Origin of the sequence: Ancylobacter sp. FA202 (genome assembly GCF_000380205.1) — a bacterium.
In the GTDB taxonomy this organism is placed as follows: Bacteria; Pseudomonadota; Alphaproteobacteria; order Rhizobiales; family Xanthobacteraceae; genus Ancylobacter.
Genome location: NZ_KB904818.1, coordinates 3,459,345 through 3,476,900 on the forward strand (window position 1 = coordinate 3,459,345; position 17,556 = coordinate 3,476,900).

Sequence of the window (17,556 nt, forward strand, 5' to 3'; positions counted from 1 at the left end):
TAAAGATTTAACACTCGACACCGAAAGGCAAGAAAGATAATGATTTGAGCGTGTTAAGCTGATAAGTCTTGTAAAGTTTACAGGTCTGTTTTGTAAAGCCAGCAAAGGGCCGGACCATGCTCGCCACCACCGAACCGCGCATTGGCAGCCGGGTGCAGAGGCTGCGCCGCGCCAAGCGCATCTCGCAGGCGGACCTCGCGAGCGCGCTCGGCATTTCCGCGAGCTATCTCAATCTCATCGAGCATAATCGCCGGCGCATCACCGTGCCGCTGCTGATGAAGCTGGCCGGCTATTTCGGCATCGAGCCGGGCGAGCTGGTGGAGAACGACGAATCCCGCCTCGTCGGCGACATGATGGAGCTGTTCAGCGACGAGCTGTTCGCCGAGAACGCGCTGACCAACCAGGACATACGCGACCTCGCCGCTTCCAACCCGGCGGTCGGGCGGGCGGTGGTGCGGCTCTACGACCAGTTCAAGACCTTGCGCGAGGCGCACCGCACCGGCGCCGGCGCCCTCGACAGTGAGACCGGCTATCACCCCTCGACCGATGCGGTCTCCGACTTCATTCAGGAAAACGCCAATTACTTTCCCAGCCTGGAGACCGAGGCCGAGCGCATCCGCCGCGACATCGACTTCGCCTCGGATTCGTTCGAGTACGGGCTGAAGAGCTACCTCTCCAATGTGTTCGGGCTGAACTGGCGCTCCGCCTCGCTGCCGGCCGGCATCGCCCGGCGCTATGATGCGGGGGCGCATGAGCTCATCACCGCCGAGGTGCTGCCGCCGGAATCGGCGCTGTTCGTGGTTGCCCACCAGCTCGGCCTGCTCGCCGCCTCGCGCCAGATCGACGAACTGATCGAGGCCGGCAACCTGCCGGCGGACGCGCCCATCGTCACCCGCAACGCACTGGCGAGCTATTTCGCCTCGGCGCTGGTCATGCCCTATGAGCCGTTCTTCGCCGCCTGCCAGGAAACGCGCTACGACATTGAGCGCATCCAGCGCCGCTTCCGTACCAGCTTCGAGCAGGTGTGCCACCGCATGACGACGCTGCAGCGGCCGGGGCGCTCGGGCATTCCGCTGCATCTGGTCCGCACCGACATCGCCGGCAACATCTCCAAGCGCTTCTCGCTGTCGGGCATCCATATTTCCCGCCATTCCGGCGCTTGCCCGCGCTGGAATGTCTATGCCGCGTTCTTCCACCCCGAGCGGATCAATGTGCAGCTCAGCCAGATGCCGGAAGGCCAGCGCTATTTCTGCATCGCCAAGTCGATCACCAAGGGCGGCCACCGCCACAATGCGCCGCGCCGGCATCTTTCCATTGGGCTCGGCTGCCATATCAGCCACGCCCACCAGATGGTCTATTCCGACGGCATGAACCTCTCCGACCCCTCGCAGACCGTGCCGATCGGGGTCGGCTGCCGCATCTGCCCGCGGCTCGACTGCGAGCAGCGCGCCCAGCCACCAACCGACCACCGTTTCACGCTGAACGAGATCGACATGTCGGAAAGCTTCTACGCCCCGGCGCGGCGGGGGCTGTGAGGTTCAGTCGAATTTCTCGCCTGTCACCTCGGCGAGGCGCCGGCCCATCTCGTCGCTGTAGCGCTTGACCGCGTGCGCCTCGCTGAGCACGCCAGCGACCGTGCCATCGGGCAGGGTGACGGCGAGCGCGTCGGCCTCGGTGCGCTCGAACAGGTCCAGCGCCTCGTGCAACGTGGCGGTCGGGCGCAGCGCGGTGTCGGTGTGGCGCAGCAGCGAGCGCAGGGTTAGCGGCGCCTCGCCCTCCACCGTCTCGAACAACGCGGCGGGCGCGATCATGCCGGCATAGCGGCCGTTCTCGGTGGCGACGAGATAGGCGGTGGCGCCGGGCGGGTAGCGATGGCGGGCCTCGATGAGCGGGGTGTCGATGTCGAGAAGCGGCACCTCGCGGCGCATCAGCGTGGCGACGGTCAGCTCGCGCAGCCAGCCAATATCGTGCGCGCCGCGAATGTTCTCGCCGCGCAGATGAAAGCGCCAGGTGGCGAAGGAGAAGCCGAACAGCCGCCGCGTGGCCAGCGAGGCGGTGCCCGCCGCCGCCAGCACGGCCAGCGTCAGCTGCAGATTGCCGGTCATCTCTAGCGCCAGCAGCGTCATGGTCATCGGCCCGCCGACGACCGCCACCGCCAGCGCGCTCATGCCGATGAGGGCGTAGAAGGCGTGGGCGGGCACGAGATCGGGCAGGATGAGGCCCATGCCAGCGGCATAGACCCGCCCGGCCATCACCCCCATCAGCAGCGAGGCGAAGAACAGGCCACCACGAAAGCCGGCGCCGATGGAGACGGAGGAGGCCATGACCTTCGCCACCAGCAGCAGCGCCGCCATTGCCAGCCCGGTATCGGCGGCGAGGAAGTGATAGACCGCGCCATGCCCGGCCGAGAGCACCGCCGGGTTCCACAAAGCGAGGGCGCCGACGATCAGCCCGCCCACCGCCGGGCGCAGCCAGACAGGCAAGGCCGAGCGGCGAAAGCCGGCTTCCACCAGCGTTGCCCCGCGCATGACGGCGATGCCGACCAGCGCGCAGAAAAAACCGAGCAGCAGCACCGAGGGCAGATCGGACAGTTGCGGGGCATGCAGCGCCGGCAGCGGCGGGTGATGCGGCGGCGCCAGCACTTGCTGGGTGAGGGCGGCGGCGAAGGTTGCCGTCATCATTGGCACGAAGGCGGGGATGGCATAGGTGCCAAGCACCAGCTCGAAGCCGTAAAACGCCCCCATCAGCGGCGCATCGAAGGCGGCGCCGATGGCGGCTCCGGCGCCGCAGCCGACGAGCAGGCGCAAATCCGCCCGCCGGACATGGAACACCCGGCCGAACCAGGAGGCGAAGCCGGCCGCCGCCTGGGTATAGCCGGCCTCCAGCCCCACCGAGGCGCCGACCCCGCTGGAGAACAGCGTTTGCAAGGCGACGATGAGGCTGTCACCCAGCGACATCCGCCCGCCCTGAAGCGCATTGGCTTCGATCGGGTCGACCGGCGGGCTGGCGCGTGTACGCAGGAAGGCCCGCACACACAAGCCGAAGGCGAGGCCGCCGAGCGCCGGAACCAGCAGCACCAGAAAGGGGGCGATGCCCTCGGTGATCGAGAGGTGGCTGGCGGTCGGAATGCGGAACAGGAGTTCGTGCAGCGCCTGCAGCGCTGCGTTCATGGCGATCACCACAAGGCCGGCGACCACGCCGACAAGGGCGGCCAGCGCGACGATGCCGAGCTCGCTGGTCCGGACCAGACGGCGCAGGCCTTGCGCCAGATGCCGCTCGCCGGTGGTGAAATCGGGGGTCACGTGCGCTCGCTCTCGCCCTGTCCCGACTGCACTAGGCAAGGACAGGGCCGCGCGCAACCGTGATGATGTCGGCTTACCCAACGTCGCGTCGCCGCGATGTGATGCGACCGGGGATGACCGGGCCGGTGGCGCCGCTAAAGTCGGCGCGACAGCACACGGATTCGGCGGCGCCCCTGCGGGCCGCCCGCCCCACGCATGGAGAACTCCCGATGTCCGAACCGACCGACTACACGCCGCCCAAGGTGTGGACCTGGAACAAGGGAAATGGCGGCGCCTTCGCCAATATCAATCGCCCGACCGCCGGGGCGACGTATGAGAAGGAACTGCCGGTCGGCAAACACCCGTTCCAGCTCTATTCGCTGGCGACGCCGAACGGGCAGAAGGTGACGATCCTTCTGGAGGAGCTTCTCGCCGCCGGCCACACGGGCGCGGAATATGACGCCTGGCTGATCAAGATCGGCGAGGGCGACCAGTTCGGCTCCGGCTTCGTCGCGGTCAACCCGAACTCGAAGATTCCCGCGCTGATGGACCGCTCGGGGGAGACACCGATCCGGGTGTTCGAATCCGGCACCATCCTGCTCCACCTCGCGGAGAAGTTTGGCGCCTTCCTGCCGACCGATCCGGCCAAGCGCGCCGAATGCCTGTCCTGGCTGTTCTGGCAGATGGGAAGCGCGCCGTTCCTCGGCGGTGGCTTCGGCCATTTCTACGCCTATGCGCCTGTGAAGATCGAATACGCCATCGACCGCTACGCTATGGAGGCCAAGCGCCAGCTCGACGTGCTGGACCGGCGGCTGGCGGAGACCCGCTATCTCGCCGGCGACGATTACACCATCGCCGATATGGCGGTGCTGCCCTGGTATGGCGCGGTGGTGAAGGGGTGGGCCTATGGCGATGCCGGCACCTTCCTCTCCGCGCATGAATACGCCAACGTCCTGCGTTGGGCCGATGAGTTGTTCGCCCGGCCGGCGGTGAAGCGCGGGCGCATGGTCAACCGCATGACCGGCGAGCTTTCCGAACAGCTGCGCGAGCGGCATGACGCGGGCGATTTCGACACGCGCACCCAGGACAAGCTGGAGGGCTGACGGCGCGGGCATGAAAAAGGGCGCCCCGGGGCAGGGGCGCCCTTGCTAGCGACGGGCGGCGTCAGGCGCAGAGGCGCGTGAGCTCGCGGATGTCGCCCAGCTGCTCCAGCCGGCGCACCGTCTCGACGATGGATTCGGTCTTGGCCTTATCCCAGCGGGCAAATTCGGCGCAGCCGCGGAACTTGTCGGCGGCCTCGTCATAGGTCATCGGGTTGGCCGGGCTGCCCTTGCCGAAGTCGGAACGGCCGGAAATGGTGCGCCCGTCCTTCATGTGGATGTCGATGATGGTGGTCATCTTGTCGTAGCCGGCGGCTTCCGCCTCCGGGTGGACATGGAAGTTCACCCGCTCGATCATCGCCTTGACGTCGTCCCGCTCCACCGTCTCGTCGGTGAACTCCGGCAGGCTGCCGCGCCCGTCGAGCAGCAGGATCGCCATGCAGAATTCCATCGAGAACTTGGCCTGAAGCTCGTTCTTCGGGCGGTGATGGATCAGCGCGTTCGGCATGTTCTGGTTGGTGCCGACATCGACCCGCTCGACATCCTCGGCCTTGATGGCATGGGTGCGGATGAGCTCCAGCATCTTGGTCATGCCGGGATGGGTGAGCGAGCCCGACGGATGCGGCTTGATGGAGACGCCCGGTGAGGCGAAGGTCCAGGGCTGGCCGAGCTTGCCGACGATGGCGGTGGGATCAAAGCCGCCTCCCGCCGCCTGGAAGAAGCCGCGCGGCGCTTCCAGTATCTTGTCGGTCGTGGTCCAGCCCAGCGCGGCGAAGTCCGCCGCCACCACGCCGCTCTCCGAGGAGCGGCCGGCGTGGAAGGGCTTCATCATGGTGCCGAAATTCTCCCGCAGCCCGGCCGACTGGCTGCCGGCGCAGCCGAAGGCGCGCACCATCTGCTCGACATCCAGCCCCTTGAGCTTGCCGGCGGCGGCGGCGGCGGCATAGGTGCCGCAGGTCGCGGTGGCATGGAAGCCGTGCTGGTAGTGGCGCGGGTTGATCGCCTCGGCGATCTTGCACTCCACCTCGACGCCGAGGTGATAGGCCAGCATCATGTCCGGCCCCGAGCGGCCATCCGCCTCGGCAACCGCCAGCGCGGCCGGCAGGGCCGGCGCGGTCGGGTGGGTGAGCAGGCCGTAGACGCGGTCCTTGGCGACGGCGAGCTGGGTGTCGTCATAATCGTCGGCATGGATGCCAACGCCATTGGCGAAGGCGGCGAAGCGGGTGGGCACCTTCAGCGCGGTGCCGATCACGGTGGCCGGCCCTTCCTTGATGCCGAGCCCGGCCAGATAGGCCTGGATATGCTCGCCGCTTTTCGCCACCGAGCCGGAGAGCGCAAGGCCGATGCCGTCGAGGATCGACTTCTTGCCAAGCTCGACCACCTCGGCCGGCAAATCGGCATAGCTCGTGCCGACGACGAATTCCGCCACTTCCTGGGTGAGGCCCTCGACGATGGGCTGGGCCTGGGCGGGGTTGGTCTGGTGCAGCGTCATGGAACGTTTCCTCGTGTTTTTGGGCGTCAGGCGGCCACGGAGGGCAGGGCGCCGATGATGGCGTCGGTCAGTTGGCTTGTGCCGGCGGTGCCGCCGAGGTCGCGGGTGAGGCTGTCGCGGCGGGCGAGCACGTCCTCGATCGCCTGCTCGACGGCGCGCGCGGTGGCTTCCTCGCCGAGATGGCGCAGCATCATCGCCCCCGACCAGATCTGGCCGATGGGATTGGCGACGCCCTTGCCGGCAATGTCAGGCGCCGAGCCGTGCACCGGCTCGAACATGGAGGGGTAGTCCTTCTCGGGATTGATGTTGGCGCCGGGCGCGATGCCGATGGAACCGACCACCGCCGGGCCGAGATCGGACAGGATGTCGCCGAACAGGTTCGAGGCGACCACGACGTCGAACCAGTCCGGGTTGCGTACGAAATGCGCGGTCAGGATGTCGATATGGTACTGGTCGGTGCTGAAGCCGAGATATTCCCTGGAGATCGCGGCGAAGCGCTCGTCCCAGTACGGCATGGTGTGGCTGATGCCGTTGGACTTGGTGGCCGAGGTGACGTGCTGCTTGCGGCCCTTGGCGAGCTCGAAGGCGTAGCGCATCACCCGGTCGCAGCCGCGGCGGGTGAAGATGGACTGCTGCATCACCAGCTCGTCCTCCAGCCCCTCATAGAGCCGGCCGCCAATGGACGAGTACTCGCCCTCATTGTTCTCGCGCACGACATAGAAGTCGATCGAGCCGGCCTCGCGGCCCTTGAGCGGGCTCTCCACGCCGGCCAGCAGCTTCACCGGGCGCAGATTGACATATTGATGGAAGCTGCGGCGGATCGGGATCAGCAGGCCCCAGAGCGAGACATGATCCGGCACGCCGGGAAAGCCGACGGCGCCGAGGAAGATCGCGTCCTTGTCGCGGATCTGCTGCAAGCCATCCGCCGGCATCATCGCCCCGGTCTTGGCGAAGCGCTCGCAGCTCCAATCGTAATGGGTCCAGTCGAAGGAGAAGCCGCCGATCCGGCTCGCCGCCTCCAGAACCCGCTGCGCCTCCGGCACCACCTCATTGCCGATCCCGTCGCCGGGAATGACCGCTATGGAATAGGTCGTCATGGAAACTCCTGGGATATCGGGGTGCGGCCTATCGGGGCGGCGGCACCGCAGCGCTGGTGCCCGCGACAGTGTTCAACGAACCGACAACTGTCAACACTTAATGGCAATGGCAGCGTGCGTTCGGGCCGTTCATTCTTGATGTTCATTGTCGGACTGACGTGCTGGGGACGCAGCGATGCCAATCCTTCCAACGTTTGGCGCGACGGAATGCGGGTGCGAAGGCCGCAGGCGCCTTCGCTGCCGCATGTGGCGAAAATCGTCCTTTCGGCGCGACATTGTTGACAATCGGCGATTATGCGGGCCAGATGGCGGCATGCTCCGCCCCGCCGCAAACCCCGCCCGCACCCCGCGCACCGCCTCCTTCGTGCCGCTGATCCAGCGCGAGATCGAGCGGATGATCGGCACCGGCGAACTCACCGGCGGCACCCGCATCAATGAGAGCACGCTGGCGCTGCGGCTCGGCATCAGCCGGGGGCCGGTGCGCGAGGCCTGCCGGGCGCTGGAGCAGATCGGCCTGCTGCGCAGCGAGCTCAATCGCGGCTTCTTCGTGCGCGAGGTCTCCACCAAGGAGGCGCTCGACCTCTACGACATCCGCGCCGGCCTGTTCGGCACCGCCGGGCGGCTTTCGGCCGCCATCATCACCACCGTGCAGCTGCGCGGGCTGGAAGAGCTGATCGGCGCGATGGACGCGGCGATCGAGGCGCCCGACATCGCAACCTTCTACACGCTGAACAACGAGTTCCACCGCCAGGTCGTCGTCGCCTCCGACAATGACAAGCTGATCGAGCTCTACCCGCTGCTGGAGGCGGAGCTGCATCTGTTCCGCCGGCGCGGCCTGGTGCTGCCCGGCTCGATGCGCACCTCCAATGACGAGCACAAGGCGATCCTCGACGCGCTGCGCCAGAGCGACGGCACCGGCGCCGCCCGCCTGCTGGAGCGGCACATCCTCGCCGGCAAGGCGCGCTTCCTGCGCACGCTGGAGGATGACAGCGCCACCGAGGCACGCCCCGGCCCGCTCGATCCCCGACAGTCACGTTCCAAGGACAGGTAGTTTCATGACCGCGCACCCGCTCCCCATTCTCGCCCTCACCCCCGGCGACTGCACCGGCATCGGCCCCGAACAGACCGCGCGCCTGCTGAGCCAGGGCGGCCTCGGCGAGGTGGCGCGGCTGGTGGTGGTGGGCGATGCCCGTGTGCTTGAGATGGGTGCGCGCCATGCCGGGGTGACGCTGGCCTTCCAGCGCTATGAGTCCCCCGGCGCGGTGGACTGGAGCGCGCCGGGCATTCCGCTCGTCGACCTCGGCAATACCGACCCGGACGCCTTCCCGCTCGGCGTCGCCAACCCCGATTCCGGCCGGCTGACCGGCGACACGCTGGCCCGCGCCATCGACTTCGCCAAGGCGGGGGAGGTGGACGGCGTGTGCTTCGCCCCGCTGAACAAGCAGGCCATGTTCAAAGGCGGCTGGCGTTTTCCGGACGAGCACAAGATGTTCGCCCATCTGCTCGACCATAAGGGCCCATTCAGCGAGATGAACGTGCTGGAGGGCCAGTGGATGACGCGCGTGACCTCGCATGTCTCGCTGCGCACGGCGCTGGACCAGGTGACGTTCGACAGTGTGTGCGGCGCGCTGCGCCTCGCCGATGAGACCATGCGCAAGGCCGGCATCGACCGCCCCCGCATCGCGGTGGCGGCGCTCAACCCGCATGGCGGCGAGGGCGGGCTGTTCGGCATGGAGGAGATCGAGATCATCCGCCCGGCTGTAGAGGCGATGGCGAAGGAGGGCATCGCCTGCGAAGGGCCCTATCCCTCCGACACCGTCTATCTCAAGGCGTTTTCCGGCGCCTATGACAGTGTGCTGGCGATGTATCACGACCAGGGCCAGATCGCGACCAAGCTGAAGGGCTTCAACAAGGGCGTGACCATCACCGCCGGGCTTGAAGTGGTGTTCACCACCCCGGCGCATGGCACGGCCTTCGACATTGTCGGCAAAGGCGTGGCCGATATCGGCGCCTTCCAGTCCGCCATCCGCCTCGCCGCCCGCGTGGCCGCGCGAAAGATCGAGGCCCGCGCCGTCGCCGCGTGAGGGGGGCATCCCTCCGTGGTCTCGTCCTCTCCCCAATGGGGAGAGGTGGCCCGCACAGCGGGTCGGTGAGGGGGTGTAGCGCGGGTAAGTCGGCGTGCCCCCTCACCCCAACCCTCTCCCCGACGGGGAGAGGGAGCGCGGCCGCCGGGGAGGGGCACGGCCCCTCAGTCGTTGCGGGCGTGGCCGTCGACGGCGGCGATGAGCCGGCGCTTGGCCAGCGCCACATGGCGCCAATGCGTTACCTGCGCCCGCTCGCCATCGCCTGACGCCAGCGCCTCCAGCATCGCCCGGTGCTCGCGGTTCGACACGGCGAGGCCGCCGCCCTGCACCAACGCGCGGGCGCGGAACAGATGCAGCTTGTTGACGAAGCGGTGGTACTCGGCCAGCAGCGTGCGGTTGCCGCAGGAGCTGACGATGAGGTTATGGAAGCCGAGATTGAGCGGGTAATAATCGTCGAAACTGCCGCGCTCGGCCACCGCGTCCATCTCGTCGACCATGCGGGTCAGTTCGGCCAGCAGCCCGTCGGTCATCCGCTCCGCTAGCAGGCGACCTGCCTGGCCGAACAGCGCGGCGCGCACGTCATAAATCTCGATCGCGTCCTCGACCGACAGCCGCCGGACGAAGACGCCGCGATTGCGCACCACCTCGACCAGCCCCTTCGCCTCAAGGCTGCGGGTGGCCTCGCGGATCGGGCCGCGGCTGGTGCCGAAGCGGTTCGAGAGGTGAATCTCGTTGATCCGAACCCCCGGCTCCAGCTCGCCTGTCAGAATGAGGCGCTCGAGTTCCTTTTCGAGCGCGCTCGTGAGGGAGACGCTCTTCACAACGGACAGGTCGCTCAAATGAGCGGAATCGCTGATGATGCTCATCCGTCAATTGTAAACAGTTTCGCGTTGGAAGGCTTCCAGTTTCTACGCACTGCGCCGGGTTGTGCCGGCTTCTGCGACACTTTGACGTTGAAGGATGGCGATCACCGCCGCCGTCACGTCGCGAGTGCCTGCCGTTCCGCCGAGATCCGGGGTCAGGGCGGTGCCCTCGGCCGTCACCTGCTCGATGGCAGCCATCAGCCGGGCGCCGGCGTCCGCCTCGCCCAGATGCTCCAGCATCATCACCGCGCTCCAGAACGCGCCGATCGGGTTGGCGATGCCCTTGCCGACCAGGTCGAAGCCGGAACCGTGGATCGGCTCGAACATCGAGGGGGTGGAACGATCCGGCGCCAGATTGGCCGTGGCGCCGATGCCAAGGCTCCCGCTCAACGCCGAGGCGAGGTCGGAGAGCACGTCGGCGTGCAGATTGGTCGCCAGCACCGTGTCCACCGTGCCCGGGCGCAGCACAAGGCGCATGGTCATGGCATCCACCAGCATCCAGTCGACAGCGAGCGCGGGGAAGTCCTTGATCACGCCCCGGCACACCTCGTCCCACAGCACCATGCCGTGGCGCTGGGCGTTGGACTTGGTAACGATGGTGAGCTTCTTGCGCGGACGCGACAGGGCGAGTTCGCAGGCAAAGCGGCAGACGCGCTCGATGCCGGCGCGGGTGAAGACGGAAACGTCGATGCCGACCTCGATCGGCAGGCCGCGATGCGCCCGCCCGCCGGCGCCGGCATATTCGCCCTCGCTGTTTTCGCGCACGATCACCCAGTCGATGTCGCGGCCCAGTTCCGGCCGCAGCGGGCCGGTGATGTTCGGCAGCAGGCGTGAGGGGCGGACATTGGCGTATTGGTCGAGCCCCTGGCAGATGGCGAGGCGCAGCTCCCACAGGGTGATGTGGTCGGGAATCTCCGGGTCACCGACGGCGCCGAAATAGATGGCGTCGAAGCCGCGCAGCGTGTCGACCCCGTCCGCCGGCATCATCGTGCCGACGCGGCGGTAGCGGTCCGAACCCCAGTCGAAGCTCTCGAAATCGAAGCCGAAGCTGCCATCGCTGGCGGCCAGCGCGTCCAGCACCTCGCGGCCGGCATTGATGACGTCGGAGCCGATGCCGTCTCCGGGAATGAGCGCGATTTTATGCCGGCGCATGAGCGTGGGTCTCCATGTAGGAAAGAACGGCGTTGGTCATGTCGGCCTGGGTGCCGGTGCCGCGAATGTCGGGCGTGCGGGTGGCGGGGTTCGCCAACGCGGCGTCGATGCCGGCTTTCATCAGCGCGGCCGCCTCGGCGGCGGCCGGAATGCCGCGCCGGCGGCCGAGCCATTCGATCAGCATCCGGGTGGATTCGATCATCGCGTAGGGGTTGGCGAGGCCCTTGCCGGCGATATCGGGCGCCGAGCCATGGGTGGCCTGCGCCATGGCGATGTCGCCGCGCCCGATGCACAGGCCGGGCGCCATGCCGAGCCCGCCGACGAGGCCCGCCGCTTCGTCGGTGAGGATGTCGCCGAACATGTTTGTCGTGACGACCACGTCGAAGCGCTGCGGCTCGCGCACCAGCTTCATCGCGAAGGTGTCGACGATGACTTCCTCGATGGCGACGTCGGGGAATTCCTTGCCGGCCTCGTAGCACTCCTCGACGAACATGCCGCAGCCGAGCTTGAACACCGTGTTCTTGTGCACGACGGTGAGTCGCTTCTTGCGCGCGCGGGCGATCTCGAAGGCGGCGCGGGCGACCTTGCGGCTGCCCTCGCGGGTGATGACGCGCACCGAAATGGTGGTGTCGTGGGTCGGGCGGAATTCGCCGCAGCCGGCCACCACGTTGCGGTCCGGCTGGAAGCCCTCATTGTTCTCGCGCACGATGACGAGGTCGATATCGTCGTAAAGGCAGCCGAGCCCGGGATAGGAGCGGGTGGGCCGCACATTGGCGAACAGGTCGAAGCTCTTGCGCAGGATCGGGTGCGGATTGATCGCCTCCGGCACCTTCGGATAGGCCTGATGGCCGATCGGGCCGAGGATGAAGCCGTCGAGCGTGCCGAGGGTTTCCAGCGTGCCCGGCGGCATGGTGTGGCCGAGCTCGTCCAGCGCCGTGCGGCCGAGCGGCATGGGGCGCCAGTCGATGGCGAGGCCGCAGGCCTGCGCCGCCGCTGCGGCGATGGCGTGGGCGGCGGGGACGATCTCATGGCCGATATCGTCGCCATTGAGAACGCCGATGCGCAGAGGTGCGTGCGTGGTCACGGCGCTCACTCCGCCGCGTCGCGCAGGCCGGCCGGCACCGAGGCGCGGGCGATCTCGCCGACATCGGCCAGCTCCGGCAGGCGCCAGCACAGGGCCATCAGCTGCTCCGTGACCTCGTCGCCGACCACGAGCCCCGACTGGTGAGCGAATTTGCGCTCCAGATGGGCGTTGCTCAGCGGCTTGTCGTGGCTGCCAATGGCGCGCTCGATCGTCTTTTCGATCACCCGCCCGTCCTCGAACTGAACCTCGATCACCACCGATGCCTCATGGATCGAGGTGTCGGATGTGGCGTCCACCTTGTCGCGCAGGGCGATGATCTCAGGCGCGTTGGCGGCTTCGTCAGTGAAGGCGGTGGGCGAACCGTCACCGCGCAGCAGGGCGCAGGCGGCGGCGTGGAAGACGCTGAACTTGGTTTCCAGCCCGGTCTTCGGCGTGCGCTTGCCGGTGAGTTCCAGCACCAGCGGATGGGTGCGCAGGCGCACGGCGGCAATCTGGTTCACCGCGTCGCCCAGTTCCTCGCGCAACTGCTGGCAGCCGTCGATGGTGGGGTGGATGACGATGCCGCAGGCGAACGGCTTGTAGGAATTGAGCCCGGCTTCCCAGGTCTCGCCCAGCCCGCCGAGGATCTCGTTATAATCCTGCTTGGTGGAGAGCACATTGGCGAAGCCGCGCGGCGCCTCGATCGCCTGCAGCGAGCTGTCGAAGCCGGCCTTGGCGAGGAAAGCGGCCAGCGCGCCGTTGCGGGCGGCCGCGCCCGGATGCAGGCTCTTGCACATGGTGCCGAACATTTCGCGCAGGCCCGAGGCCTGCGTCGCGGCGATGCCGAGCGCCCAGGTCATCTGCGTCGCGTCGAGCTTCAGCATGTGGCCGACGGCGGCGGCGGCGCCGAACACGCCTGTCGTGCCGGTGATGTGCCAGCCGCGGTCGTAATGGGCGGGGTAGACGCTGTTGCCGATGCGGCATTCCACCTCGACGCCGACGATCAGCGCGTTGAGGAAGTCCGCGCCTGACATCGGCTGATACTCGGCCGCCGCCAGCAGCGCCGAGGCGACCGGGCCGGCGGGGTGGATGATGGTCTTCAGATGGGTGTCGTCATAGTCGAGCACATGCGAGGAAATACCGTTGATGAGCGCCGCGTTTGGCACGTCCAGCCGCTCGCCGCGCCCGATGATGGTCGCCTGCGGCTTGCCGGCGAAGGGGGAGATGCCGGCCAGCGCCCGGTCCACCGTCTCATGGCGGGCGCCGCCGACGGCACAGCCCATCCAGTTGAAGAAAGTGCGCACGCCCTCCGTCTGCACGGGGGCGGGAATGTCGTCGAGCCTGCAGCCGACAATCCAGGCGGCGAGCTGGCGGGTAACGTCTTTATGGGACATTCTGTTCTCCTTTAAACGAGGCCGCGCGCGATGCCGCCGTCGACATTGATGGATTGGCCGGTGATGTAGCTGGCGAGCGGGCTGGCGAGCCAGGCGACCATGACCGCGATCTCATTGGGCTCGGCGAAGCGCCTGAGCGGGATTTCTTCCGCGAATTCCGCGAAGATCTCCTCCACCGGCACGCCGCGCTCCGCCGCCATCTTGGTGGCGCGGTTGATCCAGAGCGGGGTGCGGGTCCGGCCGGGGCCGACCGCGTTGATGCGGATTCCCTTCTCGCCGAGTTCGAGCGCCAGCGTCTTGACGAGGCCGAGCAGGCCGGCCTTGTGAACGTTGGTCATGATCTGGTGGGCATAGGGCATCTTCGCCGCCGCAGCGCCCAGCGTCACCACGGCCGGGGCGTCGCCCGCCGCCAGCAGGGGCAATGCGGCGCGCACGCTGCGCACGGTGGAGAGCACGTTGAACTCGTAGCTGGCGAGCCAGTCCTCGTCGCTCAGCGTGTCGAAATCGGCCCGCACGCTGCCGCCGACGGCGCTGACGAGGAGGTCGAGCGCGCTCCAGCGGGTCCGCACCTCCTCCATCAGCGCGGCGGCCGAACCGGCGTCCTTCACCACATCGGCGACGAAGATTTCTGGCGCGCGCCCGGTGGCCGCTTCGAGACGGGTCCGGGCGGCCTCCAGATTGTCCCGGCTGCGCGAGGCGATGATTACCTGCGCGCCCTCGCGTAGCAGGATCGCGGCGGTGGCCTCGCCAATGCCGTAGCTGCCGCCGACGATGACGGCGCGGCGGCCGTCAAACCCCAGATTCATAATGGCTCCTCAGCACGAAGCGGTAGACGCGGAAGACGATCAGGATGGTCGACGAGATCACCGCGATGCGGACGATGTGGAAGGCGGTTACCAGCTCGGCATCGGCGTGCATCGCCTTGGCCGTGAGCACCATTTCGGTGATCGCCGCCGGGGCGAGGGCGAGGAAGCTGGTGGTGAGCGGCAGGCCGGTGGCCAGCGAGAGCCCTTCCGCCCCGATAGCGGCGGCGCCGATCAGCAGCACGCCGATGAGCAGGCCGGAGGCGGCTACGCGCGGCAGGCGCACGAACAGGTCGCGCCGGAAGCGCATGCTGAGCCAGACGCCGATCATCACCTGCGCGGCGATGATAAGCACGCCCGGTACCGCGACATTGAGCAGGCCGGAGGCGCCGAGCGCCGCGCTTGGCAGCAGCGAGCCGAGCAGCCAGGGATTGGGGATCACCGTCGGGCGCAGCGCCTGCGCGCCGAGATAGGCGATGACGAGGCCGAGCGCGAGCAGCAGCAGGTCGTGCGAGGCGGCGGGGTCGGCCGTGTTGACGTTCCCGGCTTCGCCGAAGGCGAACACCATGAACGGCACGAGGCTGACCACCGTCGTCACCCGCAGCGCGTGGACGATGGAGACCGCGTTGGTGTCGCCGCCCCGCGCCGCCGCCACCACCGCCATGTCGGCCATGCCGCCGGCGGCGGTGGCGAAGAAGGCGGTGGTGGCATCGATGCGCGCCAGCGGGCGCATGATCAACGCGCCGATGAAGGTGGCAATGATGATGTAGAGCGTCGCCACCAGCATTGCCGGCAGAAGTTCCAGCGACACCAGCAGCAGGTGCGGGGTGAAGCGCATGCCGATGGCGAGGCCGACAATGACCTGCCCGATCTCGCGCAGGTGCGGCCCGGCCCGCAGCGGCACGCCCGAGACATTCAGCAGGCCGCAGACGAACAGCGGGCCGAGCATCCAGGGCAGGGGGACATGGATTAACGAGGCGGTATAGCCGGCGGCGGTGGCGACGGCATAGGTGCCGACGAGGCGCAACCCGGAGGCGCGCCAAGAAGGTCTCGGCGTGGGTCTCGGCGTGGGTCTCGGCGAGGAGACGGGTGATTCCCCCCCTTCGCTCGGGGGTTCCGGCGGTGCGGGATGCGCCGCCATCACCCGATCGCCCGCCCGGCACGTGCCTGCTTTTCCGTCACCACGTTCGCGATAAGGCGGGAGGCCGGCATCCGGCGGTGGCGCGGGCGTTCGGACATGACGGCCTCCCGAATGTGCCGCGACTTTTCGCATCGGCGCGGCGGTTTGTTGGCGCCTGTCTCGCAGCGGGCCGTTTTCCCGCCGGCAGGGCATGGGGCGATAGAGACAGCTGGAATGAAAACTGTCAACAGATTGATGAAGCTCGACCCACTCCTCCACAGCCGGTCGAAAGATGGGGTATCGGCGGCGGCGTGCCGTGTTTCAACGACTCTGCGGCCAAGGACGCCATAATGGTTGCCCTGCGCGGTCCTTGCCTGCCGTCAATACGGGCGATCCCGGGTGGCAAGTCAGGCTGCAAATGTGTTGACAGTTGACGGGCAGCGGGACAGTCTTGCCCCCGCCTAATCCACACGGGCCGGCCGCTTCATGGTCGCCGGCCGAAGGACCCAGATGGAACGGCGGGAGGAAAACATGACCCATTTCACACGCAGAGACGTCTTCAAGATTTCGGCCGGCGGCGTTGCCGTCGCCTCCGGCATGGTCGCCATGCCGTCCATCCTGCGCGCCGCGACCTATCCCTCGCGTCCGATCAACGTGATCGTGCCCTTCGCCACCGGCGGTTACAATGATCGTCTCTCCCGTGCCTTCATGCCCTATCTGGAGCAGGAGCTGGGCCAGCCTCTCGTCATCGTCAACAAGCCCGGCGCCGGCACCCAGCTCGGCAATTCCTATGCGCTGAACCAGCCGGCCGACGGCTACTCGATCCTGTGCACCTCGGCGGCGCCCTATATCCCGCTGACCGTGCTTCTGCAGAACGCGCCCTACAAGGTCGAGGATTTCTCGATGATCAACCTGCCGTCGCGTGACTACACGCTGGCGGCTACCTCGTCCGGCGGGCCGGTGCAGACCTTCGCCGAGGTGCTCGAGAAACTGAAGAAGGACCCGTCCAGCCTCAGCATCGGCGTGCAGCCGGCCTCGGCAGACTATGCCAATATGGTGCTGGCCTTCCAGGCCGCTGGCATCGATGCCAGCAAGCTGCGCATCGTCACCTATGATGGCGGCGGCCCGGCCCGCAACGCCACTGCCGGCGCCCAGGTCGATGTCGGCTTCGTCGGCGGCGAAGGCTTCCTGCCGCTGAAGTCGAAGGTCCGCCCGCTCGCCATCTTCGCCGCCGAGAAGGTGGACTGGTATCCCGATGCGCCGCTGATCGGCGCCACCCTCAAGACCGATTTCGTCGAAGGCTCGCAGCGCGGCTGGGCGGTTTCCACCAAGCTGAAGAACGAGCAGCCGGAGATCTTCAAGATCCTCGTCGCGGCGGTCGAGAAGGCAAGCAAGAACCCGAAGGCGATCGAGACGCTGAAGCTGCAGGAACTGGCCACCACCTGGTACGGGCCGGATGCCTCCAACAAGGCCTATCTCGACAACGCCGCCAAGATGGCGAAATACGTCGACCTGCTGAAGTAGGCCGCATCAGTGGAAGGCGGGCTGCCCGTGTTGCGCGCCCGCCTTCATTCTCCCTCCTCCGACGAATGGAGATGAAGATGCGCATCGGTCGGCACAGCTATGCCATCGACTATGGCCATCTCGCGCTCATCACGTTCATCGCGGCGCTCGTCTTCTGGTATCTTCTGGATGCCCGCAGCGTGTCGCTGAGCGTGAACAATCTGCTTCTTGTGCAGCCGGTGGCGATCTTCGCGCTGGCGATGTACCTGTTCATCCTGCCGCAATGCTTCCACAAGGTGGAGGCGCGCGAGGCGGCCAAGCCCACATCCGAGAACGACCCGTTCGCCGTGAGCCTGTCCACGGACCGCGCGGATGTGATCCGCATGGCGGCGCTCGGCGTGTCGCTCGGGCTGATGGTGTTCCTGCTCGACGTCATCGGCTTCGACATCGCCATCTTCCTGTTCGCCGCTGCGGCCATGGCCATTTGCGGCGAGCGGCGACCTTTGCACCTGCTGTTCTTCTCGCTCGCCGTGACACTGGTCACGATCTACGGCTTCCGCGCCCTGATCTCCTATCCCATGCACACGACCCTGCTGTGAGGCGC

The 17,556-nt window shown here is 67.5% G+C and carries 15 protein-coding genes; 6 read left to right on the forward strand and 9 right to left on the reverse strand.

All coding sequences use genetic code 11. The features are described from left to right. The first annotated feature begins 116 nt into the window (after nucleotides 1-116). Nucleotides 117-1,535, forward strand: a complete 1,419-nt coding sequence (locus tag A3M1_RS0115780) for a short-chain fatty acyl-CoA regulator family protein (RefSeq protein WP_018389957.1) — start codon at nucleotides 117-119, stop codon at nucleotides 1,533-1,535. Nucleotides 1,536-1,538: 3 nt separating this feature from the next. On the opposite strand, the gene A3M1_RS0115785 is transcribed toward A3M1_RS0115780, so the two are convergent. Next, nucleotides 1,539-3,302: a chloride channel protein gene (locus A3M1_RS0115785; protein WP_018389958.1), complete on the reverse strand. Its 1,764-nt coding sequence runs from the start codon at nucleotides 3,300-3,302 to the stop codon at nucleotides 1,539-1,541. A gap of 209 nt (nucleotides 3,303-3,511) precedes the next feature. On the opposite strand from A3M1_RS0115785, the gene yghU reads away from it, so the two are divergent. Further along, nucleotides 3,512-4,384, forward strand: a complete 873-nt coding sequence (gene yghU, locus A3M1_RS0115790; RefSeq protein WP_018389959.1) for a glutathione-dependent disulfide-bond oxidoreductase — start codon at nucleotides 3,512-3,514, stop codon at nucleotides 4,382-4,384. Between the two features lie 61 nt (nucleotides 4,385-4,445). Here yghU and A3M1_RS0115795 read toward each other — a convergent pair whose 3' ends face one another. Beyond that, entirely contained in the window at nucleotides 4,446-5,873 is a 1,428-nt protein-coding gene (locus A3M1_RS0115795; RefSeq protein ID WP_018389960.1) for an MmgE/PrpD family protein, read from the reverse strand. Nucleotides 5,874-5,899: 26 nt separating this feature from the next. Further along, complete coding sequence (locus tag A3M1_RS0115800) at nucleotides 5,900-6,970, reverse strand: tartrate dehydrogenase (RefSeq protein ID WP_018389961.1); 1,071 nt, start codon at nucleotides 6,968-6,970, stop codon at nucleotides 5,900-5,902. Nucleotides 6,971-7,283: 313 nt separating this feature from the next. Between A3M1_RS0115800 and A3M1_RS0115805 the strand changes: the two genes are divergently transcribed. Together A3M1_RS0115805 and A3M1_RS0115810 are read left to right on the forward strand one after the other, a co-directional pair. Next, nucleotides 7,284-8,021 carry an FCD domain-containing protein gene (locus tag A3M1_RS0115805; RefSeq protein WP_018389962.1) on the forward strand — a complete coding sequence of 246 codons (738 nt, stop codon included), beginning with the start codon at nucleotides 7,284-7,286 and terminating at the stop codon, nucleotides 8,019-8,021. Between the two features lie 4 nt (nucleotides 8,022-8,025). Then, nucleotides 8,026-9,054: a PdxA family protein gene (locus A3M1_RS0115810; RefSeq protein WP_018389963.1), complete on the forward strand. Its 1,029-nt coding sequence runs from the start codon at nucleotides 8,026-8,028 to the stop codon at nucleotides 9,052-9,054. A gap of 164 nt (nucleotides 9,055-9,218) precedes the next feature. Here A3M1_RS0115810 and A3M1_RS0115815 read toward each other — a convergent pair whose 3' ends face one another. From A3M1_RS0115815 to A3M1_RS0115840, 6 genes are read right to left on the reverse strand one after another with little or no spacing between them, the layout of a single operon-like run. Further along, nucleotides 9,219-9,920, reverse strand: coding sequence for an FCD domain-containing protein (locus A3M1_RS0115815; protein ID WP_018389964.1), 702 nt, complete (start codon nucleotides 9,918-9,920; stop codon nucleotides 9,219-9,221). A gap of 42 nt (nucleotides 9,921-9,962) precedes the next feature. Beyond that, nucleotides 9,963-11,069: a tartrate dehydrogenase gene (locus A3M1_RS0115820; RefSeq protein WP_018389965.1), complete on the reverse strand. Its 1,107-nt coding sequence runs from the start codon at nucleotides 11,067-11,069 to the stop codon at nucleotides 9,963-9,965. Beyond that, nucleotides 11,056-12,153 (reverse strand): isocitrate/isopropylmalate dehydrogenase family protein, encoded by a 1,098-nt coding sequence (locus tag A3M1_RS0115825; RefSeq protein WP_018389966.1) that lies wholly within the window; start codon nucleotides 12,151-12,153, stop codon nucleotides 11,056-11,058. The genes A3M1_RS0115820 and A3M1_RS0115825 overlap by 14 nt, the downstream gene beginning before the upstream one ends. 5 nt (nucleotides 12,154-12,158) lie before the next feature. Then, nucleotides 12,159-13,526 carry an MmgE/PrpD family protein gene (locus A3M1_RS0115830; protein ID WP_018389967.1) on the reverse strand — a complete coding sequence of 456 codons (1,368 nt, stop codon included), beginning with the start codon at nucleotides 13,524-13,526 and terminating at the stop codon, nucleotides 12,159-12,161. Between the two features lie 11 nt (nucleotides 13,527-13,537). Further along, nucleotides 13,538-14,332 carry an SDR family oxidoreductase gene (locus A3M1_RS0115835; protein WP_018389968.1) on the reverse strand — a complete coding sequence of 265 codons (795 nt, stop codon included), beginning with the start codon at nucleotides 14,330-14,332 and terminating at the stop codon, nucleotides 13,538-13,540. Beyond that, nucleotides 14,316-15,356, reverse strand: coding sequence for an AbrB family transcriptional regulator (locus A3M1_RS0115840; protein ID WP_018389969.1), 1,041 nt, complete (start codon nucleotides 15,354-15,356; stop codon nucleotides 14,316-14,318). The genes A3M1_RS0115835 and A3M1_RS0115840 overlap by 17 nt, the downstream gene beginning before the upstream one ends. A 624-nt stretch (nucleotides 15,357-15,980) precedes the next feature. Between A3M1_RS0115840 and A3M1_RS0115850 the strand changes: the two genes are divergently transcribed. Together A3M1_RS0115850 and A3M1_RS0115855 are read left to right on the forward strand one after the other, a co-directional pair. Further along, nucleotides 15,981-16,973, forward strand: a complete 993-nt coding sequence (locus tag A3M1_RS0115850) for a tripartite tricarboxylate transporter substrate binding protein (protein ID WP_245261695.1) — start codon at nucleotides 15,981-15,983, stop codon at nucleotides 16,971-16,973. A gap of 77 nt (nucleotides 16,974-17,050) precedes the next feature. After that, entirely contained in the window at nucleotides 17,051-17,551 is a 501-nt protein-coding gene (locus tag A3M1_RS0115855) for a tripartite tricarboxylate transporter TctB family protein (protein WP_245261697.1), read from the forward strand. The last annotated feature ends 5 nt before the right edge of the window (nucleotides 17,552-17,556 follow it).

Coding starts and splice junctions, on each gene's coding strand:
- A3M1_RS0115820 (WP_018389965.1), bottom strand. CDS start 11,069: ATGCGCCGGCATAAAATCGCGCTCATTCCCGGAGACGGCATCGGCTCC.
- A3M1_RS0115830 (WP_018389967.1), bottom strand. CDS start 13,526: ATGTCCCATAAAGACGTTACCCGCCAGCTCGCCGCCTGGATTGTCGGC.
- A3M1_RS0115815 (WP_018389964.1), bottom strand. CDS start 9,920: ATGAGCATCATCAGCGATTCCGCTCATTTGAGCGACCTGTCCGTTGTG.
- A3M1_RS0115805 (WP_018389962.1), top strand. CDS start 7,284: ATGCTCCGCCCCGCCGCAAACCCCGCCCGCACCCCGCGCACCGCCTCC.
- A3M1_RS0115850 (WP_245261695.1), top strand. CDS start 15,981: ATGACCCATTTCACACGCAGAGACGTCTTCAAGATTTCGGCCGGCGGC.
- A3M1_RS0115795 (WP_018389960.1), bottom strand. CDS start 5,873: ATGACGCTGCACCAGACCAACCCCGCCCAGGCCCAGCCCATCGTCGAG.
- A3M1_RS0115835 (WP_018389968.1), bottom strand. CDS start 14,332: ATGAATCTGGGGTTTGACGGCCGCCGCGCCGTCATCGTCGGCGGCAGC.
- A3M1_RS0115800 (WP_018389961.1), bottom strand. CDS start 6,970: ATGACGACCTATTCCATAGCGGTCATTCCCGGCGACGGGATCGGCAAT.
- yghU (WP_018389959.1), top strand. CDS start 3,512: ATGTCCGAACCGACCGACTACACGCCGCCCAAGGTGTGGACCTGGAAC.
- A3M1_RS0115855 (WP_245261697.1), top strand. CDS start 17,051: ATGCGCATCGGTCGGCACAGCTATGCCATCGACTATGGCCATCTCGCG.
- A3M1_RS0115810 (WP_018389963.1), top strand. CDS start 8,026: ATGACCGCGCACCCGCTCCCCATTCTCGCCCTCACCCCCGGCGACTGC.
- A3M1_RS0115780 (WP_018389957.1), top strand. CDS start 117: ATGCTCGCCACCACCGAACCGCGCATTGGCAGCCGGGTGCAGAGGCTG.